24 protein-coding genes are annotated in these 26,673 nt (G+C 62.7%); 18 read left to right on the top strand and 6 right to left on the bottom strand.

Features of this window, described 5'->3' with window-relative positions; translation table 11 throughout:
• Nucleotides 1-15: 15 nt before the first annotated feature.
• Together ROSMUCSMR3_RS01310 and ROSMUCSMR3_RS01305 are read left to right on the top strand one after the other, a co-directional pair.
• Nucleotides 16-1,167 (top strand): RsmB/NOP family class I SAM-dependent RNA methyltransferase, encoded by a 1,152-nt coding sequence (locus tag ROSMUCSMR3_RS01310; protein ID WP_081506194.1) that lies wholly within the window; start codon nucleotides 16-18, stop codon nucleotides 1,165-1,167.
• A gap of 98 nt (nucleotides 1,168-1,265) precedes the next feature.
• Complete coding sequence (locus tag ROSMUCSMR3_RS01305; protein WP_081506193.1) at nucleotides 1,266-3,575, top strand: ATP-binding protein; 2,310 nt, start codon at nucleotides 1,266-1,268, stop codon at nucleotides 3,573-3,575.
• Nucleotides 3,576-3,602: 27 nt separating this feature from the next.
• Here the strand turns inward: ROSMUCSMR3_RS01305 and ROSMUCSMR3_RS01300 are convergent, their stop codons facing one another.
• Nucleotides 3,603-4,256 (bottom strand): gamma-glutamyl kinase, encoded by a 654-nt coding sequence (locus ROSMUCSMR3_RS01300; protein WP_081506192.1) that lies wholly within the window; start codon nucleotides 4,254-4,256, stop codon nucleotides 3,603-3,605.
• Between the two features lie 191 nt (nucleotides 4,257-4,447).
• Between ROSMUCSMR3_RS01300 and recA the strand changes: the two genes are divergently transcribed.
• The 5 genes from recA to ROSMUCSMR3_RS01275 all read left to right on the top strand — a co-directional run bounded on the left by recA (nucleotide 4,448) and on the right by ROSMUCSMR3_RS01275 (nucleotide 9,539).
• Nucleotides 4,448-5,521: a recombinase RecA gene (gene recA, locus ROSMUCSMR3_RS01295; protein ID WP_008281025.1), complete on the top strand. Its 1,074-nt coding sequence runs from the start codon at nucleotides 4,448-4,450 to the stop codon at nucleotides 5,519-5,521.
• A 137-nt stretch (nucleotides 5,522-5,658) separates the two neighbouring features.
• Nucleotides 5,659-8,334, top strand: coding sequence for an alanine--tRNA ligase (alaS, locus tag ROSMUCSMR3_RS01290; RefSeq protein ID WP_081506191.1), 2,676 nt, complete (start codon nucleotides 5,659-5,661; stop codon nucleotides 8,332-8,334).
• 9 nt (nucleotides 8,335-8,343) lie between these two features.
• Nucleotides 8,344-8,628 carry a DUF1330 domain-containing protein gene (locus ROSMUCSMR3_RS01285; protein ID WP_008281023.1) on the top strand — a complete coding sequence of 95 codons (285 nt, stop codon included), beginning with the start codon at nucleotides 8,344-8,346 and terminating at the stop codon, nucleotides 8,626-8,628.
• A 24-nt stretch (nucleotides 8,629-8,652) separates the two neighbouring features.
• On the top strand, nucleotides 8,653-8,940 hold the full coding sequence (locus ROSMUCSMR3_RS01280) for a DUF1330 domain-containing protein (RefSeq protein WP_081506190.1): 288 nt from the start codon (nucleotides 8,653-8,655) through the stop codon (nucleotides 8,938-8,940).
• A 53-nt stretch (nucleotides 8,941-8,993) separates the two neighbouring features.
• Nucleotides 8,994-9,539 (top strand): histidine phosphatase family protein, encoded by a 546-nt coding sequence (locus tag ROSMUCSMR3_RS01275; protein WP_081506189.1) that lies wholly within the window; start codon nucleotides 8,994-8,996, stop codon nucleotides 9,537-9,539.
• 36 nt (nucleotides 9,540-9,575) lie between these two features.
• On the opposite strand, the gene typA is transcribed toward ROSMUCSMR3_RS01275, so the two are convergent.
• Both typA and ROSMUCSMR3_RS01265 read right to left on the bottom strand, forming a co-directional pair.
• Nucleotides 9,576-11,396 (bottom strand): translational GTPase TypA, encoded by a 1,821-nt coding sequence (gene typA / locus ROSMUCSMR3_RS01270; RefSeq protein WP_008281019.1) that lies wholly within the window; start codon nucleotides 11,394-11,396, stop codon nucleotides 9,576-9,578.
• A gap of 317 nt (nucleotides 11,397-11,713) precedes the next feature.
• Entirely contained in the window at nucleotides 11,714-12,226 is a 513-nt protein-coding gene (locus ROSMUCSMR3_RS01265; RefSeq protein ID WP_081506188.1) for a single-stranded DNA-binding protein, read from the bottom strand.
• A gap of 192 nt (nucleotides 12,227-12,418) precedes the next feature.
• Here ROSMUCSMR3_RS01265 and ROSMUCSMR3_RS01260 point away from each other — a divergent pair, with 192 nt between their 5' ends.
• Nucleotides 12,419-13,009 (top strand): lytic transglycosylase domain-containing protein, encoded by a 591-nt coding sequence (locus tag ROSMUCSMR3_RS01260; protein WP_081506187.1) that lies wholly within the window; start codon nucleotides 12,419-12,421, stop codon nucleotides 13,007-13,009.
• 12 nt (nucleotides 13,010-13,021) lie between these two features.
• Here ROSMUCSMR3_RS01260 and ROSMUCSMR3_RS01255 read toward each other — a convergent pair whose 3' ends face one another.
• Nucleotides 13,022-14,683, bottom strand: a complete 1,662-nt coding sequence (locus ROSMUCSMR3_RS01255; protein WP_081506186.1) for an ABC transporter substrate-binding protein — start codon at nucleotides 14,681-14,683, stop codon at nucleotides 13,022-13,024.
• 93 nt (nucleotides 14,684-14,776) lie between these two features.
• Entirely contained in the window at nucleotides 14,777-15,583 is an 807-nt protein-coding gene (locus tag ROSMUCSMR3_RS01250; protein ID WP_008281015.1) for a helix-turn-helix transcriptional regulator, read from the bottom strand.
• 206 nt (nucleotides 15,584-15,789) lie between these two features.
• Here ROSMUCSMR3_RS01250 and ROSMUCSMR3_RS01245 point away from each other — a divergent pair, with 206 nt between their 5' ends.
• Genes ROSMUCSMR3_RS01245 through ROSMUCSMR3_RS01230 form a run of 4 tightly spaced genes read left to right on the top strand, consistent with a single transcriptional unit; the run spans nucleotide 15,790 to nucleotide 19,295 of the window.
• Nucleotides 15,790-16,953, top strand: coding sequence for an isovaleryl-CoA dehydrogenase (locus ROSMUCSMR3_RS01245; RefSeq protein WP_008281014.1), 1,164 nt, complete (start codon nucleotides 15,790-15,792; stop codon nucleotides 16,951-16,953).
• Nucleotides 16,950-17,426, top strand: coding sequence for a lysozyme inhibitor LprI family protein (locus tag ROSMUCSMR3_RS01240; RefSeq protein WP_081506185.1), 477 nt, complete (start codon nucleotides 16,950-16,952; stop codon nucleotides 17,424-17,426). Before ROSMUCSMR3_RS01245 ends, ROSMUCSMR3_RS01240 begins: the two co-directional genes overlap by 4 nt.
• Nucleotides 17,427-17,430: 4 nt before the next feature.
• Nucleotides 17,431-17,721, top strand: coding sequence for a hypothetical protein (locus ROSMUCSMR3_RS01235; RefSeq protein ID WP_008281012.1), 291 nt, complete (start codon nucleotides 17,431-17,433; stop codon nucleotides 17,719-17,721).
• A gap of 5 nt (nucleotides 17,722-17,726) precedes the next feature.
• Nucleotides 17,727-19,295, top strand: coding sequence for an AMP-binding protein (locus tag ROSMUCSMR3_RS01230; RefSeq protein ID WP_081508514.1), 1,569 nt, complete (start codon nucleotides 17,727-17,729; stop codon nucleotides 19,293-19,295).
• A 71-nt stretch (nucleotides 19,296-19,366) separates the two neighbouring features.
• Here ROSMUCSMR3_RS01230 and ROSMUCSMR3_RS01225 read toward each other — a convergent pair whose 3' ends face one another.
• Complete coding sequence (locus ROSMUCSMR3_RS01225) at nucleotides 19,367-19,978, bottom strand: OmpW/AlkL family protein (protein ID WP_008281010.1); 612 nt, start codon at nucleotides 19,976-19,978, stop codon at nucleotides 19,367-19,369.
• Nucleotides 19,979-20,115: 137 nt separating this feature from the next.
• Here ROSMUCSMR3_RS01225 and ROSMUCSMR3_RS01220 point away from each other — a divergent pair, with 137 nt between their 5' ends.
• The 6 genes from ROSMUCSMR3_RS01220 (at nucleotide 20,116) to ROSMUCSMR3_RS01195 (ending at nucleotide 26,653) form a co-directional block, all read left to right on the top strand.
• On the top strand, nucleotides 20,116-21,720 hold the full coding sequence (locus ROSMUCSMR3_RS01220) for a carboxyl transferase domain-containing protein (RefSeq protein WP_081506184.1): 1,605 nt from the start codon (nucleotides 20,116-20,118) through the stop codon (nucleotides 21,718-21,720).
• 170 nt (nucleotides 21,721-21,890) lie between these two features.
• On the top strand, nucleotides 21,891-22,325 hold the full coding sequence (locus ROSMUCSMR3_RS01215) for a thermonuclease family protein (protein WP_217521282.1): 435 nt from the start codon (nucleotides 21,891-21,893) through the stop codon (nucleotides 22,323-22,325).
• Nucleotides 22,326-22,394: 69 nt separating this feature from the next.
• Nucleotides 22,395-24,335 carry an acetyl/propionyl/methylcrotonyl-CoA carboxylase subunit alpha gene (locus ROSMUCSMR3_RS01210; RefSeq protein ID WP_081508513.1) on the top strand — a complete coding sequence of 647 codons (1,941 nt, stop codon included), beginning with the start codon at nucleotides 22,395-22,397 and terminating at the stop codon, nucleotides 24,333-24,335.
• Nucleotides 24,332-24,991, top strand: coding sequence for a glutathione S-transferase family protein (locus ROSMUCSMR3_RS01205; protein WP_081506182.1), 660 nt, complete (start codon nucleotides 24,332-24,334; stop codon nucleotides 24,989-24,991). Before ROSMUCSMR3_RS01210 ends, ROSMUCSMR3_RS01205 begins: the two co-directional genes overlap by 4 nt.
• Nucleotides 24,991-25,857, top strand: coding sequence for a hydroxymethylglutaryl-CoA lyase (locus tag ROSMUCSMR3_RS01200; protein ID WP_081508512.1), 867 nt, complete (start codon nucleotides 24,991-24,993; stop codon nucleotides 25,855-25,857). Before ROSMUCSMR3_RS01205 ends, ROSMUCSMR3_RS01200 begins: the two co-directional genes overlap by 1 nt.
• Nucleotides 25,858-25,870: 13 nt before the next feature.
• Entirely contained in the window at nucleotides 25,871-26,653 is a 783-nt protein-coding gene (locus ROSMUCSMR3_RS01195; RefSeq protein ID WP_081506181.1) for a crotonase/enoyl-CoA hydratase family protein, read from the top strand.
• Nucleotides 26,654-26,673: the final 20 nt, after the last annotated feature.

The raw sequence follows: 26,673 nt of genomic DNA, 5'->3' as shown, positions 1-26,673 counted from the left end.
TCTTGAGGTGAAGCGGTGACGCCCGGCGCGCGCGTCGCCGCAGCCATCGAGGTTTTGGAGCGTATTCGCGGGGGCGAGCCTGCGGAAAAGGCGCTGACCAATTGGGCGCGGACGGCGCGCTATGCTGGCTCCAAAGATCGCGCGGCGTTGCGCGACCATGTGTTTTCGGTGCTGCGCTGTTGGTGGTCTTGTGCTGCGTGGGGTGGCGGTGAGGATGGCCGCGCCCTCTTGCTGGGCAGTTTGCGCCTGCAAGGGATTGATGCAGATACAGTTTTCACAGGAGAGGGGCATGCGCCCGCGCCGCTGACGGAGGTTGAGCGCGTGTTGGCTGTGCCGGATGCGACTGCGGTGCGTGACTTGCCCGACTGGCTCTGGGAGCGGTTTGAGGCGTCTTTGGGGGCCAATGCAGAGGCTGCTGTTGAGGCTCTGCGCGTGCGGGCCCCGATCATGCTCCGGGTGAATGCAAGGCGTGCCACGCGCGCGGCGGCGCAGGCGCGGCTGGCCAGTGAGGGGATCGTGGCACAGCCGGTAGAAATTGCCAGACATGCGCTGCAAGTGATTGACGGCGAGAGGAAAATTACAACATCGCAGTGCTATGCCGAGGGCTGGGTCGAGCTTCAGGATGGCAGCAGTCAGGCGGCAATGGAGGCGCTTGAGCTGCCGGACGGGGCGCGGGTTCTGGATTATTGCGCAGGTGGCGGCGGGAAGGTTCTGGCCTTGGCCGCGCGCGTGACTGGCGCGTTCTTTGCCCATGATGCGGCCCCGCAACGGATGCGCGACCTGCCGGTTCGGGCGGCGCGAGCCGGGGTTGATGTGGGCCTTCTCACGCAGCCCGAGGGGGAATTTGACCTTGTTTTGTGCGATGCGCCCTGTTCGGGCAGCGGCACTTGGCGGCGCACCCCCGAGGCGAAATGGGCGTTGACACCGGAGCGGTTGGAAGAGTTGACGCGGCTGCAGCTGCGTATTCTGTCAGAGGCCGCACCGTTGGTCGCCCCGGCCGGACGATTGGTCTATGCGACATGCTCTGTCTTAAAAGAAGAAAATCAAGACGTTATAGCGCGTTTTGCAAGTGAAAATCCCGAGTGGACGGTGCGCGAAATGCAGCACTGGCCGATTTCGGAAACGGGTGACGGGTTTTTTCTCTCTCAATTAGAGAGAGTATGTTAACAATCCATCAACCTTGACGGGTGGATTTGGCCACCGTTAAGTCTGGCTTAACTGTTCGTCCGTAAAACGGTGCAGGAATCGTGAAGCGAGGGCACGGCGTGGCGTTCATCCCGCAGGCAGGAGGACAATTTCAGCAAGCGGCGCGGCGGCTTGGGCCGCGTGCCGGTCTGTTGATGCTGGCGGCGGCGTTTTTTGCGGCTACGGCCTTCTTTGTGCCACCGGGTCAGGGGCAATGGCTTTTGGTGCTGGTCGCGGCGACGCTTGGCGGTGTCGCGCTCTGGGTTATGGTCATCACGAGGGGGATCAACCGGCGGGCCAAGGGAGGGCGGCAGGCGGTGGCGCATCTGGCACAAGACATGCTGGAGGCGGATCCGGTGCCGCTGGTTTTGACCGGGGGCGCGGGCCATCTGATCCATGCCAATGCCGCCGCGCGGCGCCTGTTGGCGGCGGATCGTGCAACGTCGCTTGTGGGTGCGCTGCGCGAAGTTCTGGCCAATCCCGAACCTATCCTGTTTCGGATGGAGGCGCGCGCGCTGGCCAAAGGGGCGGCGGTTGAGGATTTGGTGACGCGGGGCGGGCATCTGCGTATCGGTGTGCATCGGAGCGGCGACGAGCATTTCCTATGGCGGATCGAAAAATCTACTGAAAATGTGCCGCGCGAGGCCGAGGCGCAGGCCCTGCCGATGCTTACATTGGGCCGTCGCGACGCGGTTCTCTTTATGAATGCGGCGGCGCGGGATCTGGTGGGCGAGCGGGTACGGACGCTGGACCGGCTGTGCGTCACGCCGCCGCTGCGCCCCGGTGCGGTCAATGACATCGCGACCCCGGATGGCCCCATGCCCTGCCTTGTGGTGGTGCGCGAGGGGATGGCGGGGCGGCGTGAGATGTTTCTTTTGCCGGGGGTCGAGGGCGGCGCACGCGCGCCGGATGGCTGGGCGTTTTTCGATGCGCTGCCGGTCCCTCTGTTGAAGGTGTCGGCACGGGGGCTGATCCAGCTGTCAAACCGGCCTGCCCGCGAATTGCTGGGTGTTGAAAGCGTGACAGCCTTGAGTTTAGGAGATACGCTTGAGGGTCTGGGCCGGTCGATCACGGATTGGCTAGGGGATGCGGCGGCGGGGCGTGGCACGGTGCATGCCGAGTTTCTGCGCGTACGCCGCCAGGATCGCGAGGTTTTCGTGCAGGTCACGCTGAACCGTACAATGGAGGGGGACGAGCCGGTTTTGATCGCGGTGCTGAGCGATGCCACCGAGCTCAAGACATTGGAGGCGCAATTTGTCCAAAGCCAGAAAATGCAGGCCATCGGGCAGCTTGCAGGAGGGGTTGCGCATGATTTCAACAACCTTTTGACGGCGATTTCAGGGCATTGCGACCTCTTGCTCTTGCGCCACGATCAGGGTGATCCCGATTACGGTGATCTCATGCAGATCAACCAGAATGCCAATCGCGCGGCGGCGCTGGTCAGCCAATTGCTGGCCTATTCGCGAAAACAGACGTTGCGCCCCGAGGTGATTGACCTGCGCGACACGCTTGCAGATCTCACGCATTTGCTAAACCGGCTGGTGGGAGAGAAGATTTCGCTCTCGCTCAGCCACGATCCAACGCTGGCCGCAATTCGTGCCGATAAGCGGCAGCTGGAACAGGTGCTGATGAACCTTGTGGTGAACTCGCGCGACGCCATGCCAGCGGGTGGGGAAATTCGGATTGTTACCCATAACCTGACCTTGACCGAGGCACTGTGTCGGGATCGGGCCGTGGTCCAGCCGGGGCGGTATGTTTCGGTGCAGGTGATCGATGCAGGAGCGGGGATCGCACCGGACAAATTGCAAAAAGTGTTCGAGCCCTTCTTTACCACCAAGCGCACGGGTGAGGGCACGGGCCTTGGTCTCTCGACAGCCTATGGCATTGTAAAACAGACTGGCGGTTTCATCTTTGTGGATAGTACTCTGGGCGAGGGCACCTGTTTTCAGTTGCTGTTTCCGGCCTATCTGGGCGAGCCGCAGAGCGTGCGCGAGGTGCCCCGCCTGGCGGTATCGGAAACGCGCGGCTGTGGCGTTGTACTGCTGGTGGAAGACGAGGCCCCTGTGCGCGCCTTTGCCAGCCGGGCGCTGCAATTGCGCGGCTTTACCGTGCTCGAGGCTGAATCGGCGGAAGAGGCTCTGGAAATCCTCGAGGATCCGGATCTTCAGGTTGATGTGTTTGTGACCGATGTGGTCATGCCGGGGATCGACGGGCCTGGCTGGGTGCGGCGGGCGCTGACGACACGCCCTGCGGCACGGGTGGTGTTCATGTCGGGCTATGCCGAAGAGACCTTTGGCGACCGGCAGGCATGCATTCCGCAATCGGTTTTCCTGCCCAAGCCGTTTTCGCTCAATGAATTGACAGAGACGGTGCAGCGCCAGTTGAGGTAGGCGCCGAGGTTGGGAGGGTGCGGGCGATCAGGTCTGCGCGTCTGGCTCGGGCTTTGCTCGGGCGGGTTGGGGCGTATAGGCACCGCCGGCACCGATCCCGGACCAGAGCGTGAAATCCTCGGCATATTTGCGCCGAAGCCGGGTCTCGATCCGAGGTGAGAGGCTGAGGGGCAGGGCGGGGGAGCGGTTGAGCGGTGCAGGGTCGACCGCCACGCCAAGCCGAGCCGCGAGAAAGCTGCGCAACCCCGGCTGATCCTCGTAACGGAAAAGATGGGTAACCTGGGCCCCGCTGCGTTGGGGCTCTAGAAACTTGGCCTGACTGCCGACCCGGGCGTAAGCTGGTGGCTCGCCGGTGCAATAGGCGCTCACGAAATCATCAAAGCTAAGCCCCTGGGTGCTGTTGGCGTGGCCGGCAAGTTCCGGGCGCTGGCGGTAGCGATACCAACTCCCAAGCCAGTCGCGCGGTTCACGCATCACGGCAACGATATCAAATGGGCCGTCAAAGAAGCGCTCGATCATCGGTCGAAAGAATCGGTTGTAGCGAAACACTGGCGCATGTTTGAGCTCGGGCGGGGCCGAGACGGCAATCGCGGCATGGGGGGCGAGGGCGGTCTCATAGGCGGTGCTGCCGGTCTTGGGGACCGACAAGAGCACCAGCCGCGCCTTGGAAAACACCAGCATTTGCGCCTCTCGCAGGGAAATTTCATCGGTTTCGGCTTGTGTAAACTACTTGTTAATCTTGCGCGCCGAAAGTGGGGACATCAGAATTTTCTTGAAATGTTCACATTTTGTCCGCATAGAGATGAGAACAAGAGGTGAACGCAGGCAATGATTGCCGCCCGTGACAGGGTGTGGAATAAGGGACCGAACAAATGGCAACGGCAGATCTTCTCTCGATGGATAACAAGCGGAACGCGGACAAGCAAAAGGCGCTCGACAGCGCGCTGGCGCAGATCGAACGGCAGTTCGGTAAAGGCTCGATCATGAAGCTGGGCGGCGACAACGCCGTCAAGGATATCGAGGCCACGTCGACCGGCTCGCTCGGGCTCGACATCGCTCTGGGTATTGGCGGAATTCCCAAAGGCCGGATCGTTGAGATTTATGGCCCCGAAAGCTCTGGCAAGACCACGCTGACACTGCATTGCGTGGCCGAAGAACAGAAGAAGGGCGGGGTTTGCGCCTTTGTCGATGCTGAACACGCGCTCGACCCGGTCTATGCGCGTAAGCTGGGTGTTGATCTGGATGAATTGCTGATCTCGCAGCCCGATACTGGCGAACAGGCGCTCGAGATTGTCGATACGCTGGTGCGCTCGGGCGCAGTGAGCATGATCGTGGTCGATTCCGTCGCCGCCCTTACGCCCAAGTCGGAACTTGAGGGGGAAATGGGTGATAGCAGCGTGGGCGTGCATGCCCGCCTGATGAGCCAAGCAATGCGCAAATTGACCGGCTCGATCAGCCGCACGAATTGCACGGTGATTTTCATCAATCAGATTCGCATGAAAATCGGTGTCATGTTTGGCAGCCCTGAGACCACGACCGGTGGGAATGCCCTGAAATTCTACAGTTCCGTGCGCCTCGATATTCGGCGCATCGGCTCGATCAAGGACCGGGACGAGGTGGTTGGCAACACAACCCGCGTCAAAGTGGTCAAAAACAAGGTGGCGCCCCCCTTCAAGCAGGTGGAATTCGACATCATGTTTGGGGAAGGGATCAGCAAGACTGGCGAGTTGATCGACATTGGCGTCAAGGCGGGCGTGGTGGAGAAATCTGGCAGTTGGTATAGCTATGGCGACCAGCGAATTGGACAGGGGCGCGAAAACACCAAGGGGTTTCTGCGCGACAATCCGGCCATGGCGATTGAGATCGAGGACAAGATTCGCGCCTCGCATGGGCTTGATTTTCACATGACCGAAAGCTCTGATGACGGCGATGTAATGGAGGCTTGAGGGCCGCTGAGGCGGAACTTGACCGACTGCAAGAGGCCCGTGCGCTGCGCGGGCCTTTTTCTTGCGGTGGACATGCCCGGACGGCCCCGTTAAATCAGCGGAACGCAGGCCCACACACGCCCCGGAAAGAGATGCCCATGCCCACGCTGAATGAAATCCGTTCCACCTTTCTGAGCTTTTTCGAGCGTAACGATCACCGCGTTGTCGAAAGCTCGCCGCTCGTGCCGCGCAACGATCCGACGCTGATGTTCACCAATTCCGGCATGGTGCAGTTCAAGAACTGTTTCACTGGCGTGGAACATCGCGATTATGTGCGCGCCACCACCAGCCAGAAATGTGTGCGCGCGGGCGGCAAGCACAATGATCTGGACAATGTGGGCTATACCGCGCGGCATCACACGTTTTTCGAGATGCTGGGCAATTTCAGCTTTGGCGATTATTTCAAGGAACAGGCGATCCCCTATGCTTGGGACCTCTTGACCAAGGATTTCGGGATCGACAAATCCAAGCTCTTGGTCACGGTCTATCATACCGATGACGAAGCGGCGAACATCTGGAAGAAATACGCAGGCCTCAGCGATGACCGGATCATCCGGATCAAGACGGATGACAATTTCTGGTCGATGGGATCGACCGGCCCCTGCGGCCCCTGCACCGAGATTTTCTATGATCACGGCGACAGCATCTGGGGTGGCCCGCCGGGCAGCGCGGATGAAGATGGGGATCGGTTCATCGAAATCTGGAACCTTGTTTTCATGCAGAATGAGCGGTTCGAGGATGGCTCGATGCGGGCGCTTGACATGCAGTCGATCGACACGGGCATGGGCCTTGAGCGGATTGGCGCGCTGTTGCAGGGCAAGCATGACAATTACGACACGGATTTGATGCGCAGCCTGATTGAGGCGAGCGCGCATGCGACAAGCCAGGATCCCGATGGGCCGGGCCGGGTGCATCACCGGGTGATCGCGGATCACCTGCGCTCGACCTCGTTTTTGATGGCCGATGGGGTGATGCCGTCCAACGAGGGGCGCGGCTATGTGCTGCGCCGGATCATGCGGCGGGCGATGCGGCATGCGCATATGCTGGGCGCGAAGGACCCGGTGATGTATCGCCTTGTGCCCGCGCTGGTGGCACAGATGGGGCAGGCATTCCCCGAACTGGGCCGCGCGCAGGCGATGATCGAAGAGACGCTGAAGCTGGAAGAAACGCGGTTCAAGCAGACGTTGGAGCGGGGTTTGCGCCTGCTCGATGACGAGTTGACGGGGATGGAAGAGGGCGCGGCGCTGCCGGGGGCGACGGCGTTCAAGCTTTATGACACCTATGGATTTCCGCTCGATCTGACGCAGGATGCGCTGCGCGAGAAAGGGCGCGAGGTGGATACCGACGGCTTTGACGCAGCCATGGCCGAGCAAAAGGCCAAGGCGCGGGCGGCTTGGGCGGGCACGGGCGAGGCGGCGGATCAAGCGGTCTGGTTCGATATTGCCGAGGAAAAAGGCACGACTGATTTTCTGGGCTATGACACGGAGCGGGCCGAGGGACAGATCGTGGCGCTTGTGACCGAGGGCGCGCGCGTTGGCAATGCGGCCAAGGGGGCGAGCATTCAGATCGTGCTGAACCAGACGCCGTTTTATGCGGAGTCGGGCGGTCAGGTGGGTGATAGCGGCACGCTCAAGACCGAGAGTGGCCGCGTGCGCGTGACCGACACCAAGAAGGTGGCGGGGCTTTTCGTGCATATGGCTGTGGTTGAGGAGGGCGAGATCAAGGCGGGGCAGGCTGCCCAGTTGGAAGTGAGTCACACCCGCCGCAGCGCGATCCGGGCCAACCATTCGGCGACGCATCTCTTGCATGAGGCGCTGCGCGGTGCGCTTGGCGAGCATGTGGCACAGCGTGGCTCGCTGAATGCGGAGGACCGGCTGCGGTTCGATTTCAGCCATGCCAAGGCGCTGAGTGCTGCGGAGTTGGAGCGGGTCGAGCGCGAGGTTAACGACTATATCCGCCAGAACGCGCCGGTTGAGACGCGGATCATGGCCCCCGATGACGCGCGTGCGCTTGGCGCACAGGCGCTTTTTGGTGAAAAATACGGCGATGAGGTGCGCGTCGTGTCAATGGGGCAGGCCGAGGGATCGGGCAAGGGTGCTGATGGTCGGACCTATTCGATCGAGCTGTGTGGCGGCACGCATGTGCGGCGTACGGGGGATATCGGTGTTTTCGTGGCGCTTGCGGAGTCGGCGTCGAGTGCTGGCGTGCGCCGGATCGAGGCGCTGACCGGTGCGGCGGCGTTCGATTATCTGAGCGGGCAGGCGGCGCGTTTGGGGCAGGTGGCCTCGGACCTGAAGGCGCGGCCCGAGGATGTGGCGGAGCGCGTCAAAGTGCTGATGGAGGAGCGCCGCGCATTGGCCAATGAGGTGGCGCAGCTGCGCCGCGAATTGGCGATGTCAGGCGGGGCCGGGCAGGGAGGCGGCGCGGAGGCGCGCGAGGTGGGCGGTGTCAAGCTCATCGCGCAGGTGCTAACGGGCGTGCAAGGCAAGGATCTGCCGCCGCTTATCGACGAGCATAAGGTGCGGCTTGGCTCTGGTGCGGTCTTGCTTATTGCCGATACCGGCGGCAAGGTGGCTGTAGCGGCGGGTGTGACCGAGGATCTGACCGACAGGATATCGGCGGTGGAGATGGTGCGCGCGGCGGTGGCCGAACTGGGCGGCAAGGGCGGCGGTGGCCGCGCGGATATGGCGCAGGGCGGCGGTACGAGCATGGACGGGGCGGAGGCCGCGATTGCGGCGGCCACCGGGGTTATCGAGGGGGTCATGACCTCCTAGGGAGGATGGATGAGCGCCTATATCATTGCCCGGATCACGGTTACGAATCCGCTGGATTATCAATCCTATGCCAGTCAAACCGTGGCGACAGCCGAAAAGTTCGGCGGGCGGTTTCTGGTCAAGGGGGGCGCGCAGCAGGTGCTGGAGGGCAATTGCCCCGACCGGCATGTGATCATCGAATTCCCCGACCGGGCAAGGGCACTGGAGTGGTATGGCTCTGACGCCTATCGCCGCATTTTGCCACTGGCGCTGAACAGCAGTGAGCGTGATATCGTCCTTGTGGACGGTATCTAACTGAAACTACAGGAGAGTTCTACAATGCCTGCCCTCTGGATTGCCCATGTGACCGTGACTGACACCGAGGCCTATGGCCGGTATGCCGCCCTTGCCGGGCCTGCGATTGCCAAGCATGGCGGCGTGTTTATCGCGCGCGGCGGGCGGTTCGTGCAGTTGGAGGGCAAAGAGCGGCCGCGCAATGTGGTGGCGCGGTTCCCGAGCGTTGAGGATGCCGAGGCGTGTTACCACAGTCCGGAGTATCAAGCGGCGCTTGATCATGCGCGCGGGGCCTCTGAGCGGGAGTTGGTGATCGTCGAGATCACTGAATAGGCTGGACCAGCTGCCGCGTGGCCCTAGCTTTTGCGTCAAAGCAGGAGTGGGCGATGCGGTTTTTACTGACATTTTGGATGATCGTGGCGGGCAGTTTGGCCGGGGCTGCGGATCTGTCTGCACTCAAGGCACCGGGGGTGGTGGCGTTGATGCGGCATGCTTTGGCACCTGGAACGGGTGATCCGGCAGCGTTTCGGCTCAGAGACTGCGCAACGCAGCGCAATCTGGATGCGCGGGGGCGGGCGCAGGCGCAAGAGACCGGAGCAGCCTTGCGGGCGGCGGGGGTTACTTTTGATCACGTCTGGTCCAGCCGCTGGTGCCGCGCGCTCGACACAGCGGCGTTGATGGAGATGGGGACGGTGGTGGAACAACCGCCGCTCGATTCCTTTTACGCGGGGCAGGGTGACCCCGAGGGGCAGACCAAGGCGACGTTGCAGATGATCGAAACATTGCCCGAGGCGGCGCGGGTGCTGATCGTGACCCATCAGGTCAATATCACGGCGCTGACCGGCCTTGGTGTCGGATCGGGCGAGATTATCGTGACGCGGCGGGGGGGCAAGGGGCTGATCCCCGTCGGGCGTTATATGATCGTGCCTTGAAACAAAGTCCCCGGCGCGGGGCCGGGGACAATCGTTTTAGTCTTTCTTGGACATGCGCTTGCGCTCATGCGGATCGAGATAGCGTTTGCGCAAGCGGATCGATTGCGGTGTCACCTCGACCAATTCGTCATCGTCGATATAGGCGATGGCCTCTTCCAGGCTCATGGTGATGGGCGTGGTCAGGCGCACGGCCTCGTCAGTGCCCGAGGCGCGCACGTTGGTCAGCTTTTTGCCCTTGAGGGGGTTCACCTCGAGATCGTTGTCGCGGCTGTGCTCGCCGATGATCATGCCGGTATAGACCTTGGCCTGTGCGCCAAGGAACATGCGGCCACGCTCTTCGAGGTTCCAGAGGGCGTAGGCAACCGCCTCGCCATTCTCCATCGAAATGAGAACGCCCGCGCGGCGACCGGGGATCGGGCCGCGATGGGGGGCCCAAGAGTTGAACACACGGTTGAGCACGCCTGTACCGCGCGTGTCGGTCAGGAATTCGCCATGATAGCCGATGAGGCCGCGCGACGGCACATGCGCGATGATGCGCGTTTTGCCGGCACCCGAGGGCTTCATTTCGACCAGATCGCCACGACGCGGGCCGGTGATTTTCTCGATCACGGCACCGGTGTATTCGTCGTCCACGTCAATCGTGACTTCTTCGATCGGTTCCAGACGTTCGCCCTTGTCGCCTTCGCGCATCAGAACCTGCGGGCGCGAAATGCTGAGTTCAAAGCCTTCGCGGCGCATATTCTCGATCAGAACGCCCATCTGCAATTCGCCGCGCCCGGCCACCTCAAAGGCGTCACCGCCGGGGGTATCGGTGACTTTGATGGCGACGTTTGATTCGGCCTCTTTCATCAGGCGTTCGCGGATCACCCGGCTTTGGACTTTTTTGCCTTCGCGCCCGGCGAGGGGGCTGTCGTTGATGCCGAAGGTCACGGTGATGGTGGGCGGATCAATCGGCTGTGCTTCGATCGGCTCTTCGACGGCGAGGGCGCAGATCGTATCGGCCACGGTTGCCTTGGACATGCCCGCGAGGCTGACGATATCGCCGGCTGTCGCCTCGTCGATGTCTTGGCTGGAAAGGCCGCGGAACGCTTGAATGCGGGTCACGCGGAACTGTTCGATTTTCTGGCCGATGCGGCTCAGGGCTTGCACGGTCTGGCCCACCTTGAGGCGGCCTGATTCGACGCGGCCCGTCAGCAGACGACCGACGAAGGGGTCAGCACCAAGCGTGGTGGCCAACATGCGAAAATCTTCGTCGATATGGGCGAGTTGCTTCGGCGCGGGCACGTGGTTGACGATCAGGTCGAACAGCGCCGAAAGATCTTTGCGCGGGCCTTCAAGATCGTGATCGGCCCAACCGGCGCGGCCTGAGGCATACATATGCGGGAAATCGAGCTGATCGTCATTGGCATCGAGCGAGGCGAAAAGATCGAAACATTCGTTGAGCGCGCGGTCAGGCTCTGCATCGGGTTTGTCGACCTTGTTGAGCACGACAATGGGGCGCAGCCCGAGGCGCAGTGCCTTGGAGGTTACGAATTTCGTTTGCGGCATCGGGCCTTCGGCGGCATCGACAAGCAAAACGACACCATCGACCATGGACAGGATCCGCTCTACCTCGCCACCGAAATCGGCGTGGCCGGGGGTGTCGACGATGTTGATGCGGGTCTTTTTATAAAGAACGCTGGTGGGTTTGGCGAAGATGGTGATGCCGCGCTCGCGTTCCAGATCATTGCTGTCCATGGCGCGTTCATCGACGGCCTGATTGGCGCGAAAGGCACCGGATTGTTTCAGCAATTGGTCGACGAGCGTGGTCTTGCCGTGGTCGACGTGGGCGATGATGGCGATATTGCGCAGATCCATGGGGTGTAGCTGTCCTGACATTGTTCGCCTGCGCCCTATACGCCGCGACGCGGAAAGACCAGAGGCAAAGCATCCCTCGGGCCGGATCATGCCGCGTGGTTGTGTCGCTTTGGGAACAGGGGGGTGACACGGGGCAAGGCCAGCATACTCGGACCAAGGCGTTGTGCCAAGGCACCGCTGCCCAGTTTGAGGCGGGCAAGGCAGGGCGATTGCGCGGTATCGGCGGGGCCGGGGCGGGTGCCGGGGATCACAGATGTGCCGGTTCCTGCGCCCGATCAGAGCGCAGGAACCGGCGAGGGCGCGTTAAAGGCAGCGCATCAGAACGGGATTTCGTCATCCATATCGCGCGCGGGGCGCGACCCACCGCCGCTTGATGCGGGGGCCGGGGAAGACCCGTAGTCGCCGCCATAATCGCCGCCGTAGCCCTGATCCTGACCGCCGCCATAGCTGCCGCCGCCGCCACTGGCCCCGCCTTCGCCACGCCCATCAAGCATGACGAGGGTTGCATCAAAGCCTTGCAGCACGATTTCGGTGCTGTACTTGTCCTGACCGGACTGATCCTGCCATTTGCGGGTTTGCAGCTTGCCCTCCAAATAAACCTTGGAGCCTTTGCGCAGATACTGCTCGGCCACGCGCACCAACCCTTCGGAGAAGATGGCGACGGTGTGCCATTCGGTGCGCTCGCGGCGTTCGCCGCTGTTGCGATCCTTCCACGTTTCGGAGGTGGCGATGCGCAGGTTGCACACCTTGCCGCCGTTCTGAAAGGTCCGGACCTCGGGGTCGCGGCCCAGATTGCCGATGAGAATTACCTTGTTAACAGAGCCGGACATCGCGCCCTCCTTGAATCATGCCGTGGTTCGCGTCTGACGGTTACACCACCGCATCGGCGTGAAGGAAAGGTTAAAATTGTCGGTAAATACGACGAAAGCTGCTGATCCGGGGCCAAGGGGCAAAAGAAGTCTCGAATTTTCGAAATTATTGCATATAGTGCGGCCAAAGTGGTGGATGAGGGCAGGACAGTAATGCGGTGGATCGCAAGCGCGCTTGTGGCCTTTGGGCTGATTGTTCCGGGTGTGTCAGAGGCGGATGTTCTGTCGAGCAAGAGCCGGGTCAGCCTGTTCAAATCTCAGACCAAGGTTCTGGATAACCGCGCGCGCCAGCAATACAACAATTCTGTGCGGCTTCAGCCAGAGCGGGTCAAGACGCCGACGATGTGGGATGATCTGTCCCCGACGTTCCGGGGGGCCTATCGCGGGCCATATCTTGATTTGGCCAAGCAGGCGGCGCGACGGTATCAGGTGCCTGAGGATTTGTTTTTGCGGTTGGTGCAGCAGGAATCCGGCTGGCGGGCGGATGCACGCTCGCACAAGGGGGCGATTGGGCTTGCGCAGCTGATGCCCGATACGGCGCGCATTCTGGGTGTCAATCCGCATGATCCGCGTGAAAACCTAGAAGGTGGCGCACGCTATCTGGCGGAGCAGTACCGCACGTTTGGGTCGTGGCGTCTGGCGCTTGCGGCCTATAACGCGGGGCCGGGGGCAGTGTCGAAATACGGCGGGGTGCCGCCGTTTAAAGAGACGCGCAATTACGTCAAGGTGATCTTGGGCAGCTGATCCTGTGCGCAGTCAGGCGGCAAAACCGATCCGGTAGAGGTGAATCTCGTTGGCGGGATGCTTTTCGGCATTCACGACTTGGCCGTTGTGATGGTTGAAAAGCGCGCGCCAATAGGGCTGAATGATCACGCCCTCGTCGCGCAGGATGGTTTGTAGCTGTTCCATCACCGTGCGGCGGCGGTCGGCATCGCTCAGGCGGTTGGCCTCATCGAGCAGGGCATCGAATTTCTCATCCGCAAAGCCGCTTTCGTTCCAGGCGGCGTTAGAGCGATAGGCAAGGCTGAGCACCTGCACATCAAGCGGGCGGTGGTTCCACTGTGTTGCGGAAAACGGAAATTCGCGCCAATTGGACCAAAATTCCGGGCCGGGCAGGATGCGGCGGCGCACGGTAAGGCCAGCGTCACGCAATTGCGCTGCGACCGCGTCGCCGGTGTTGCGCTGCCATTCGTCATCGACGGTGACTAGCTCGTGCTCAAAGCCCAAAAGCCCTGCCGCCTCGATGGTCGCGCGGGCCTGCGCGGGGTCATAAGGGGCTGGGCCGATATCGGCATAGGCGGGATGAATCGGGCTGACATGGTGATTGGCCGCTACCGTGCCGCGCCCGCCATAGCCCAGTTCAAGACAGATTTCGTTATCGACAGCGAGCGCCATGGCGCGGCGAATGTCGCGGTTGAGATAGGGGTTGGTGCCAACCATGCGCGCAGATTGTGAGGCGCGGATCACGGTTGTGGCGGCGGTTTCGGTGCGGGTGCTGGCCCAGCCAATCCCGTCCATCGCATCAATGAAATCGCCGACTGTTTCATAGAGAAGGTCAATCTCTCCGCGTTCCGCAGCGCCAAGCCAAGCCGAAGGGTTAAGGCCAAGGTCCACGAACTCTACCCGGTCAAGATAGGGCCCGCCGAACACTTCGGTGCCCCACCAGCGATGCTCGGGATGGCGTTCGAGAATGCACCGTTCGCCGGGAATAAGGCTGACGGGGCGGAACGGGCCGGTGCCGATGCCATTGAGGAACGGATCACCGCCCTCGTAGCTTTCGTGCACAAGGGCGGCGGGATAATCGGCCATATTGGCGATGACCGAGATATCAGGTTGCGAGAGGCTGAGCACAAGGGTCAGATCATCAAGCACGGTGATGGCATCCTTGCGCGCCTGACCGGTATCGGGGTCGATCAGCCCTGCAAAGCGGCCAGCCATTGAATTGCGCTCGGCCGTGGTGTCGCACCAGCGGGCGATGTTTCGGGCAACATCCCGCGCTGTAAAGGGATCGCCGTTGTTCCATGTCACATTGGCGCGCAGGTGCAGCAAATAGCGGGTGGCGTCCTCATTCACCTGCCAATTGTCGAGCAGCATGCCGGTAAAGGTGCCGTCGGTTTGGTATTCGACAAGATATTCCAGAAACCCGCGCGTTTGGTTGCCCAGTTCGCTCCAGTCATAGCTGCGCGGATCGCTCAGGGGTTTTACATTTTGCTGGATACGTAGGGTGCCGCCCTGAGCGATGGCGGGCTTTGCGTGCAAAGGTTGGCTGAGACCACCCAGCGCATAGGCTGCACCGGCGCTAAGGCCCAAGGCCGTGGCGCGCGTCAGGAATTCGCGCCGCTGCATCCTGCCTGCGCGCAGGGCCTGCGCATCGCAAAGGGTGGCGGAGTGCGGAACGGGGGGGATTTGGCGCGGCATCAGGGGCTTTCGGTCTATGCGAGGCAGTCTGTTCTGCTTCATTAGATAATGCGCGTGCTCAAAGCGCAACCCGCTGCACGATATCGTGCACGCTCAGTGTGCTGCAGCCATCGGTTTGCGTGTGGTCGCGGCCTGACGCAGCGCCGATGGGGTAACGCCCGTGTGTTGCAGGATGAAGCGCGAGAAATAGGCGGCGCTGCCAAAGCCCAAGCTGGCAGCAATCTGGCCAATAGGTAGCTCGCCCGCTTCGAGCATGTCGCGGGCGGCGTGCAGGCTGCGTTCTGTCAGCAGGTCAGCGGCGGTCAGGCCTGAGGCCTGTTTGCACACGCGCGTAAGGTGGGTTGGCGTGACGCCCAGCGCGCGCGCATAGACCGCCATGGCACGCCCGCTGGTGAAATCGCGGGCCACAAGGGCCGCATAGGCCTGCATGAGCCGGGTGCTGGAATTGGGCCGCTCTTGCGGTCCTTGGGCAATCATAGCGCGACGCAGCCAGACGGTCAGCATCCGCGCCTGTGCATTAAGCGCCTCGTCCATGAACTCGCGGCGGGCGGATTGCTCGCGCTGCATCGCCTCGAGAATGGCGGTGAGTTCATTTTGGCTGGTAACATCGCGGATGCGCAGATGTTGCGCGTGATCCGGCATCAAGATGGGGCCGCCCGCAGGCAGGATGCAGACCAGACCAAAGCCGGTCTTGCCCAGATCGAGGGAAAACATCGACCCTGCGGGAATGGCCAGCGCATTATGCACGCCGATACCGCGCCGCACCCCATCGACAATGGCGATTCCCTGCCCACGGGTGATCCAGATGAGCGCGTGATCGGGGCATGTGTGCTGAAGCGTGAGGTGCCAATCGGTGCCCCGCGCCCATTGCGCCACGGTCTTGATCTCGGCATGTGGCATTCTGCGTGACCTCAAAAGTCGGGTTTTGGCAAGTATTGCACGTCAAATATGGCAAGTCAGGGGACAAAGTCTGAAAAATCTAAATAATGGGCCTGTTTCGGCGGTGCTATGCCCAAAGCCTGAGCAGGCTTGTGATTGACGGGTGACAGCATCTGTGTATAAAATGAACAAGTGTTCAATAAATCCGTTTCGAGGGAGGAAGCGCGATGTTCAATGCGGTCATGCAGTTTGATCTGGGCGAGGATGTGAACGCCCTGCGTGAGATGGTGCATCGCTGGGCGCAGGAGCGGGTCAAGCCGATGGCGGCGGAGGTGGACCGCAGCAACGCCTTTCCCAATGCGCTCTGGCAAGAGATGGGGGATCTGGGCCTTCTTGGGATCACCGTGCCCGAGGAATACGGCGGGGCCGGGATGAGCTATCTTGCGCATGTGATCGCGGTCGAGGAAATCGCGCGGGCCTCTGCCTCTGTTTCGCTGAGCTATGGCGCGCATTCCAACCTCTGTGTGAACCAGATCAAGCTGAACGGCACAGAAGCGCAGAAGCGGAAATATTTGCCCGGTCTGGTAAGTGGTGCGCATGTGGGCGCGCTGGCCATGTCGGAGGCGGGTGCGGGCAGCGACGTAGTGAGCATGAAGCTGCGCGCCGAAAAGCGCAATGATCGCTATGTTCTGAATGGCACGAAATACTGGATCACCAATGGGCCGGATGCCGATACTTTGGTGGTCTATGCCAAGACTGATCCAGAGGCGGGCAGCAAGGGGATTACCGCCTTTCTGATTGAGAAGACGATGACCGGGTTCAGCACATCGCCGCATTTCGACAAGCTGGGGATGCGGGGCAGCAATACGGCCGAGTTGATCTTTGACGATGTGGAAGTGCCGTTCGAGAATGTGCTGGGCGAAGAGGGGCGCGGCGTGCGCGTGCTCATGTCGGGCCTTGATTATGAGCGGGTCGTCTTGGCGGGGATCGGGACGGGCATCATGGCGGCCTGTCTGGACGAGATCATGCCCTATCTGGCGGAGCGCAAGCAATTTGGCCAGCCGATCGGGAATTTTCAGCTCATGCAGGGCAAGATCGCGGATATGTACACGGCGATGAATTCGGCGCGCGCCTATGTCTATGAGGTGGCCAAGGCCTGTGACCGGGGCGATGTGACCCGACAGGATGCGGCGGCCTGTTGTCTTTATGCCAGTGAGCAGGCGATGGTGCAGGCGCATCAGGCGGTTCAGGCGATGGGCGGGGCGGGGTTTTTGGCCGATGCGCCGGTGGCGCGCCTGTTCCGGGATGCCAAGCTGATGGAGATCGGGGCGGGCACGTCGGAGATCCGGCGCATGTTGGTGGGCCGCGAGTTGATGGGAGCGATGGCATGAGAGCGATCATCTTCGCCGCATTGATGCTGCCGGTTCCTGCCATGGCGCAGGACCTTATTTTTGATATCGCGCCGGTGGCGGCCTGTTTGCAATCGGGTGGTGGCGAGGAGTGCGTAGGCATCGCCGCAGAGGCTTGTATCAACGCCACTCCCGGCGGCTATTCCACTGTGGGCATGGGCGCCTGCACGGAGTACGAGCGGGCCGCTTGGGATGGCTGGCTGAATGAGGTGTATCAGGCGCTGTCCACGAAATTTAAGGCGCAGGATGCCGAAGCCCCGCCCTATGCTCCAAAGCAGGCCGACGCCTTGCGCGAGATGCAGCTGGCGTGGATCGGGTTCCGCGATGCGAAATGCGCCTATGTCGCGTCGCAATGGGGGGGCGGCACGGGGGCGGGACCGGCCTCGGTCAGTTGTCATCTGCATGAGACCGCGCGCCAGATGCTCTATCTGCAATCGAGCCAATTGGGGGAATGATCCCATGCCGCGCCGTCTGTTCTTTGTGCCGGTGCTGGCGCTGATTGCGGCGGTGGCTGGCATCGGGCTTTTGCTCGGGGGGCGGGCGGTGTTGACGACCGAGACCGCGGTGATCGAGCGGGTCGCCGCCCGATATCTGGAAGAGGCGGGGCAAGGGGCGTTGCGCAGCGATTGCGCGGCGCGCCCGGCAACCAGCGCCGATCTGTGGTTGGTGGTGGTGTGCGGGCGCTATGAATATTTCGTCGATGCCTATGGGCGGGTGGCGCATGTGAATGTGGCGGAGGTGACATCATGAGCGGGATGCGCCCTTTGCTGCGGTCTGCGCCCTACGCGCAGCTTTGTGATGGGTTTCGGTGGAGCATCCCGGCGCGTCTGAACATGGCGGCGCAGGTCTGTGACAGTTGGGCCGAGGCAGAGCCGAAGCGCGTGGCGATCATTGATCTGTCGGGCGAGGGGCCGCGTGATGTGACTTATGGCGCGCTGCGCATCATGGCGGATGGGCTGGCGCATATTTTGGTGGCGCGCGGAGTGCAGCGCGGCGACCGGGTGGGCGTGCTGCGCAGCCAAGGTGGCTGGTGTGCGGCTGCGCATATTGCGATCTGGAAGATTGGCGCGATTTCGACCCCGCTCTTCAAGCTCTTCAAGGAGGATGCGCTGGTCAGCCGGGTGGGCGATGCGGGGGCCAAGGTGGTTGTGACCGATGTCGAAGGTGCTGCGATGCTGCGCGCCTTGCCGGGGGTGACACCGCTTATACCTGAGCAGGAGGCACTGCCTGAGGGACGATTCGCAACCGTGGACACAGGGGCCGAAGAGCCCGCCGTGCTGATCTATACCAGCGGCACCACGGGCAGCCCCAAGGGCGCGCTGCATGCGCACCGCCTGCTGACCGGGCATTTGCCCGGCGTCGAGATGAGCCATGATTTTCTGGGTCAACCTGGCGATTGTCTTTGGACGCCCGCAGATTGGGCGTGGATCGGCGGGCTGTTTGATGTGCTGATGCCGGGCTTGGCGATTGGTGTGCCGGTGGTGGCGGCGCGCATGGCCAAGTTCTCGCCTGAAGACTGCGCGAGCATCATATCGCAAGGCTCTGTTAAAAATGTGTTTTTTCCGCCCACTGCGCTGCGGATGCTCAGGGCTGCTGAGGCGCGCATCGCGGGCCTGCGCAGTGTTGCCAGCGGCGGCGAGCCGCTCGGGGCTGAAATGCTGGAGTGGGGGCGCCGCGCCTTTGGCGTGACCATCAACGAGTTTTACGGCCAGACCGAATGCAATATGGTGGGCACGTCTTGTGCGGCGCTCTATCCGGCGGTGCCGGGCAGTCTGGGGCGCGCGGTGCCGGGGCATGATGTGGCGGTGATTGATGCCGAGGGTGCCATGACGGAGAGCGAGGGCGAGATTGCGGTGCGGCGTGGTTCCGCCTCGATGATGCTGGAGTATTGGCAAAGACCGCGTGAGACAGCAGAGAAATTCCGTGGGGATTGGTTGCTGACCGGCGACCGAGGGGTGATCGAGGGCGGGCATATCCGCTTTGTGGGCCGCGAGGACGATGTGATCACGAGTGCGGGCTATCGGATCGGACCGGCGGAGATCGAAGATTGCCTGCTGACCCATCCGGCTGTGGCGACCGTGGGCGTGGTGGGCAAGCCCTGTGCCCTGCGCACCGAAATTGTCAAAGCCTATGTGGTCTTGAAACCGGGTCACGCACCGTCCGAGGCGCTGACGCGGGCGCTACAGGATCACGTCAAAGGGCGGTTGGCGGGCTATTCCTATCCGCGCGAGATTGCCTTTCTCGACGCGCTGCCCATGACCGTGACCGGCAAGGTCATCCGCAAGGACCTGAAGGCGCGGGCGGTGGCGGAGGGGCAGACGTGATGCGCGTTGATCATGAAAAAAGGGCTGGCGTATGTGCCAGCCCTCAGTGTCCGATCCAATTTGGGAGGGGATCAGAATTTCATCACATAGGCGACGTTGAAGACCCACGGGTCGATCTTGACCTTGCCGATCTGCGCGCCGCCAACTTTGACGTCGGTTTCGATGTCGATGTAGCGCACATCAAGACGCACAGCGGATTTCTCGCTGATGGCGTAATCGGCACCTGCGTGCAGCGCGAGACCCCAAGAGTCGTCGAGGTCAAGCGAGACACCGGCCAGCGGACCTTTGCCTTTTTCATCGAAGAAGTAGGTGTAGTTGACGCCGACGCCGACGAAGGGGGTGAAGGCGCTGGAATTGGTGAAGTGGTATTGCAGCGAGAGGGTCGGCGGCAGGTGCTTGACCTCGCCAACCTGACCGGCACCGGCGAGGTCGACGTCATGCTCGAAGGGCAGCGAGGCCAAAAGCTCGATGCCGACATTCTTGGCAATGAAGTATTCCACCGTGATCGTCGGGCTGAGCGCGCCATCGGCGCTCACGCGGCCCACGGCGGTTGTCGTGGCGCTATCGGGTTCGATCCAGCCAAGACCGAGGCCGAGCAGGAAGTCGCCCTTTTCCTGGGCGAAGGCCGGAACTGCCGCAGAGGCAAGCAGAGCCGAAAGGGTGAGGGCGGTAAAATGTTTCATGGTCTGTCCACTCTTGTTCTTACAAGGGGCGGTATGCGCGCATTCGACTCGGAAAACTTTGATATGGGTCAAGTAGGCCCTTGGCCGCGAGGGCGCGGTATATTTGCAACAATCGTGCCAAGGCAGGGAGAGGCTCTATGCGTTTGACATCATCGGTTCTGACGGGGTCTGAGGCGTTCAAGGCCAATCGGGCCGGGCATCTGGAGGCGTTGCGCGTGGTGCGCGAGGCTGCCGAATGGGCGGCGGCGGGGGGCGGTGCGCAGGCCCGCGAGCGGCATGTGTCACGCGGCAAGATGCTGCCCCGCGACCGGGTGGCGGGATTGCTTGATCCCGGCAGCCCGTTTCTAGAGGTGGGGGCCACGGCGGCGCATGGGCTTTATGAGGGTGCGGCACCCTGTGCGGGCGTGATTGCCGGCGTCGGGCGCGTCATGGGGCGCGAGGTGATGGTGGTGTGCAATGACGCCACTGTGAAGGGCGGCACCTATTATCCCATGACGGTCAAGAAGCACCTGCGCGCGCAGGAGATCGCCGAGGAATGCCATCTGCCTTGCGTCTATCTGGTAGATAGCGGTGGTGCCAACCTGCCCAATCAGGATGAGGTTTTCCCGGACCGCGACCATTTCGGGCGGATTTTCTACAATCAGGCGCGGATGAGCGCGAAAGGCATCGCGCAAATCGCGGTGGTGATGGGCAGTTGCACCGCAGGCGGTGCCTATGTGCCCGCGATGAGCGATGTCACCATTATCGTGCGCGATCAGGGGACGATCTTTTTGGCCGGGCCCCCATTGGTCAAGGCCGCGACGGGCGAGGTGGTCAGCGCCGAGGATCTGGGCGGCGGCGATGTGCATACGCGCCTGTCGGGTGTCGCGGATTATCTGGCCGAGGATGACGGGCATGCGCTGGCATTGGCGCGGCGCGCTGTGGGATCGCTGGGCGTTGGGTTGGCACCCACCCTACAGTGGGAGGCACCCGAGGAGCCGGCCTATGACCCCGAGGACTTGCTGGGCGTCGTGCCTGCTGATCTGCGCACGCCCTATGACATCCGCGAGGTGATTGCGCGCGTCGTCGATGGCTCGCGTCTGGATGAGTTCAAGGCGCGGTTCGGCGAGACGCTGGTTACGGGCTTTGCCCATATCAAGGGCTGTCCAGTGGGGATCATAGCCAATAATGGCGTCTTGTTCTCAGAGGCTGCCCAAAAGGGTGCGCATTTCGTAGAATTGTGCAGCCAGCGGCGTATACCCCTGATCTTTTTGCAAAATATCACTGGTTTCATGGTGGGTCGCAAATATGAGAACGAGGGCATCGCGCGTCACGGGGCCAAGATGGTGACGGCTGTAGCGACGACCTCTGTGCCCAAGATCACCATGGTGGTGGGCGGCAGTTTTGGCGCGGGCAATTACGGCATGGCGGGGCGCGCCTATCAGCCACGCTTCATGTGGTCCTGGCCGAATTCCCGCATTTCGGTGATGGGCGGCGAGCAGGCGGCGGGGGTGCTGGCCACGGTCAAGCGGGACGCCATCGAGCGCAAGGGGGGCACCTGGTCGGCCGAGGACGAGGCCGAGTTCAAGCGCCCCACGGTCGAGATGTTCGAGCGGCAGGCGCATCCGCTTTATGCGTCGGCGCGGCTATGGGATGATGGGATCGTGGACCCACGCAAAAGCCGCGATGTGCTGGCGCTGTCCTTGCGCGCGGCGCTCAACGCCCCGGTGGAAGAAACGCGCTTTGGCGTGTTTCGGATGTGAGGGGGCGTATGCGAAAAGGCAAGATCACCCGCCTTTACAAGGGCCCGCGCCGAGATCCAAAATGGGACGTTGGAACGCCGCCGAACCCGCGCGACCGCTCGCCGTTGCGTCCTGCGCGGCGTAGGTTGCGCGATCGGCTGCTTGATCCCGCGCTTTTCAGGCGCGGTGTGATGGTGGCTGCAGCGGTCGCCTTGGTCATCCTGCCGCTTGGGGCGGATGCTGTTGCGACGGTGCGGATCGGTTTGATCGGGCTCACCGGGGCGCAGAGCACTAAGTGTCGTCTGGTGAGTGTGACCGATGGAGACACACTGCGCCTCTATTGCCCAAACCGAGGGTTGATTCAAGCGCGCTTGACGGGGTTCGACACGCCTGAGTTCTTTTCGCCAAAATGTGCGGCCGAGTTCAAGAACGCGCTTCGGGCGAAATGGGCGTTGCGATGGATGCTGATGACATCCAGAGATTTGAAATTTGTCCGCGAAGGGACCGATCATTATGGTCGCGCCTTGGTTTTTGCTTCGGCGGACGGGGTGCCAGTGGCACGCGCCATGATCTCGCGCGGATTGGCGCGACCCTATGATGGCGAGGCGCGGCTGGGATGGTGCTGAGAGGGATCAAAATGAGGCAAGCCGTGGAATTTGAGTATTTGAAGACCGATGAATGCGGGGGCGCGCGCCATGTTTGAACGTATCTTGATCGCGAACCGGGGAGAAATTGCCTGTCGGATCATGCGCACGGCGCGGGCGATGGGCGTCGAGGTGGTGGCGGTCTATTCCGACGCGGACCGGGATGCGGCGCATGTGGCGTTGGCGGACCGCGCGGTATGGATCGGCGGCGCGGCCCCGGCGGAGAGTTATTTGCGCGGTGAGGCACTCATTGCGGCGGCGCTGGAAGCTGGGGCTGAGGCCATTCATCCGGGCTATGGGTTTCTGAGTGAGAACCCCGATTTCGTTGAGGCGGTCGCGGCGGCGGGGCTGGTCTTTATCGGGCCATCGGCGCGGGCCATTCGGGCGATGGGCCTCAAGGATGCCGCGAAAGTGCTGATGGAGCAGGCGGGCGTGCCGGTGGTGCCGGGCTATCACGGGGCCAATCAGGACCCCGAGCATCTGGCCGGGGCGGCGGAGGCTATCGGCTATCCGGTGCTGATCAAGGCCGTGGCGGGCGGCGGCGGCAAGGGCATGCGTCTGGTCGAGCAGCCCGAGCACTTTGCCGATGCTCTGGAAAGTGCACAGGGCGAGGCGCGTACGGCCTTTGGCAATGCCGCCGTGCTGATCGAGAAATACATCCAAAAGCCCCGGCATATCGAGGTGCAGGTGTTTGGCGATGGCAGCCGCGCGGTGCATCTTTTTGAGCGGGACTGCTCGCTGCAACGGCGGCATCAGAAGGTGATCGAAGAGGCCCCCGCGCCCGGCATGACCGAGGCGATGCGCGCGGCGATGGGACAGGCGGCAGTGCGCGCGGCAGAGGCGATTGGCTATAGTGGGGCGGGCACGGTCGAGTTTATCGTCGATGGGTCTGACGGGCTGCGCGCCGACCGGTTCTGGTTCATGGAGATGAACACCCGGTTGCAGGTGGAGCATCCGGTGACCGAGGCGATCACCGGCGTCGATCTGGTCGAATGGCAATTGCGGGTGGCGGCCGGTGAGGGGCTGCCCGCGCAGCAAGAGGAACTGACGATCAACGGCCATGCCTTTGAGGCGCGGCTTTATGCCGAGGATGTACCGAAGGGGTTTTTGCCCGCGACGGGGCGGCTCTCGCATCTGGAGTTTCCGGCGCTGGCCCGCGCCGATAGTGGCGTGCGGGCGGGCGATGAGATCAGCCCTTGGTATGATCCGATGATCGCCAAAGTGATCACCCATGGCCCGACGCGCGCTGTGGCGCTGCGGCGTCTATCCGCAGCACTGGAAGGCACAGAAGTGGCTGGCACGGTCACGAACCTTGGGTTTCTGGGGGCCTTGGCGCGGCATGCGGGCTTTGCCGGGGGGCAGGTTGATACCGGGCTGATCGCGCGCGATATCGAGACATTGGTGGTGGTGCCTGAGGCGGGGCCGCAGCATGTGGCCTTGGCCGCACTGGCGGGGCTGGGGCTGCTGGAGGGCGTGCCGTCTGATGCGGGCTTTGTTCTATGGGCCCCGCTGGAGCGTGAGGTGCGATTGATCCATGGCGGTGCAGAGATCGTGGTGCGGGTGGCCACGCAGGGCGCTGCGGCGCATGATCTGCAGGTTGCTGACGTGCGGGTCGAGGCGCGGCATGTGGGCGGCAGTTGGCGGCTGGATGGTCAGCCTGCACCGGCAGTGGCGGTCGATGGCCACCGGATCACGGTATTTGCACGCTATGGGCTGGTCTTTGATCTGGTTGATCCCTTGGCGCGGGAGGGGGCCGCCGGGGGTGATGCCACGTTGATCGAGGCCCCGATGCCGGGGCTGGTCAAGGCGGTCTATGCCACGCCGGGGCAGGCGGTGGTGAAGGGCGACCGGCTGGCGGTGCTGGAGGCGATGAAGATGGAACACAGCCTTTTGGCCGCGCGCGATGGTGTGGTGGCCGAGGTGCTGGTTGCGCCCGGGGATCAAGTCAGCGCCGGGGCGGCGTTGGTGCGGCTGGAGGAGGAGGCCGCATGATCCGGCTTCATCATGTGCCGCTGGCGCGGTCGCTGCGGGTCATGTGGCTTTTGGAGGAGCTGGGGCTGGACTATCAGGTCGCGTATTATTCGATCCGCGACGGCTCGATGCGCAGCGCGGAGTTTCTGGCGCTGTCGCCTGCCGGTCGCGTGCCGGTGCTGGAGCATCAGCGTGCGGTCTGGTTCGAGAGCGGCGCGATTGTGCAGCTTTTGTGCGAGACCTATCCGGAGGCTGGCTTGATGCCTGCGCTAGGGAGTGCGGAACGGGCGCGGTGTCTGGAGATTTTCGGCTATGCCGAAACGGTGGGGTGTCTTTTGGAAAACCTTAATCTCAATCAGGTCTTTTTGCGCCCGCCCGCGCAGCCCGCGCCGGTGGTGGTCAAGCTGCTGAATGCCCGCCTGCGCGCCAGCCTTGCGGCGATGGAGGCGCGGATGGAAGAGGAGTATCTGTTGCCTTCCGGCTTTTCGGCGGCGGATGTGATGTTTGCCTATGGGTTTGAATTGGCGCGATATTACGTTGATCTGGACGCTTATCCGCGCCTTATGGCCTATTGGGCACGATTGCGCGCGCGGCCTGCCTATGTGCGGGCCAAGGCGCGGGACGGGGTGCAGGATCTCTATACCCAAGAGTTTTATCCGGTGCCGGAGGGGGCATGATGGGCGCGCGTGTCGAGATTTTCGAGGTTGGTCCGCGAGACGGGTTGCAGAACGAGGCGCGGCACATTCCCACGCGAGACAAGATCGCTCTGGTGGATTGTCTGAGCGATGCTGGCTTTGCGCGGATCGAAGTGGCAAGTTTCGTCAGCCCCAAATGGGTGCCACAGATGGCGGATTCGGGCGAGGTGCTGCGCGGTATTCGGCGCGCGCCGGGGGTGCGCTATGCAGCACTTGCACCGAATATGCGCGGGCTTCACGATGCGCTCGAGGCGGGGGCAGATGAGGTGGCGATCTTTGGTTCTGCGTCAGAGGGGTTCTCGCGGGCCAATATTAACGCCACGATTGACGAAAGCCTTGCACGGTTCGCGCCGGTGATGGCGGCAGCGGGGGCCGAAGGGCTGAGGGTGCGGGGCTATGTGTCTTGTGTGGTCGAGTGCCCCTATGACGGGCCAGTGGCCCCGTCCGAAGTGGCGCGGGTGGCCGAGGCGCTTTGGGCGATGGGGTGTTACGAGATCAGCCTTGGCGACACCATCGGGCGCGGCAGCCCCGAGGCGGTTGCCGCGATGCTGGCGGCGGTTGCCGAGGTGGTGCCGGTGGAGCGTTTGGCGGGGCATTTCCACGATACGTCGGGCCGTGCCCTTGAGAATATCGAGGTGGCCTTGGCGCAGGGGGTGCGGGTGTTCGATGCGGCTGTGGGCGGTCTTGGGGGGTGTCCCTATGCGCCGGGTGCGGCGGGAAATGTGGCCACTGAAGCCGTTCATGCGCGGCTTGCGGCGCTTGGGTATGAGACGGGGCTGGATGCGGGCGTGTTGGCGCGGGCGGCAGATATGGCGCGGGCGATGCGCGGTGCGGGGCAAGACTCGTGACAAGGGGATGGCGATGAGCGAGACGATCAGCATCGAGAGAGACGCGCGGGGGGTGGCAACCCTTACGCTGGCGCGGGAAGACAAGCACAATGCCCTGTCGGCGCAGATGATTGCGGAATTGCATGAGGCCGCCGAAGCACTGGGTGCGGATGACGGCGTGCGGGTTGTTGTTCTGGCGGCGCGCGGCAAGACATTTTGTGCGGGGGGCGATCTGGGCTGGATGCGCGATCAGTTCGACGCCGAACCCGTGCAGCGCGGGTGTGAGGCCGCCAAGCTGGCGCAGATGCTGCGCGCGCTCGATTCGATGCCCAAGCCATTGATTGGCCGGGTGCAGGGGAATGCCTTTGGCGGCGGTATCGGCCTGATGAGCGTTTGCGATGTGGCGATTGGGGCGGATCACGCGCTGATGGCGCTGACCGAGACGCGTCTTGGGCTGATCCCGGCCACGATTGGCCCTTATGTGGTGGCGCGGATGGGGGCGGCCCGCGCGCGGCGCGTTTTCATGTCTGGCCGCCGGTTCGATGCCGCCGAGGCGGTGCAGCTTGGCCTATTGGCGCGGGCGGTGCCCGAAGCGGACCTAGAGGCCGCTGTTGAGGCGGAAGTGGCGCCCTATCTTGACTGCGCGCCGGGTGCTGTTGGGCAGGCCAAGGCGTTGGTGCGCGCGCTTGGTCCGCGCATTGACGAGGATACGATTGCCATGACGATCAGCGCGCTGACGGACTGCTGGGAAGGGGCGGAGGCACGCGAAGGCATCGGGGCTTTTTTCGAGCGACGCAAACCGCACTGGCAGGGCTGAGTCGCGCGGATTTGCCGCGT

It is taken from the genome of Roseovarius mucosus (genome assembly GCF_002080415.1).
GTDB lineage: Bacteria > Pseudomonadota > Alphaproteobacteria > Rhodobacterales > Rhodobacteraceae > Roseovarius > Roseovarius mucosus_A.
The sequence above is the reverse complement of the archived record's forward strand: the minus strand, read 5'-3'. Positions and strand labels throughout refer to the sequence as shown.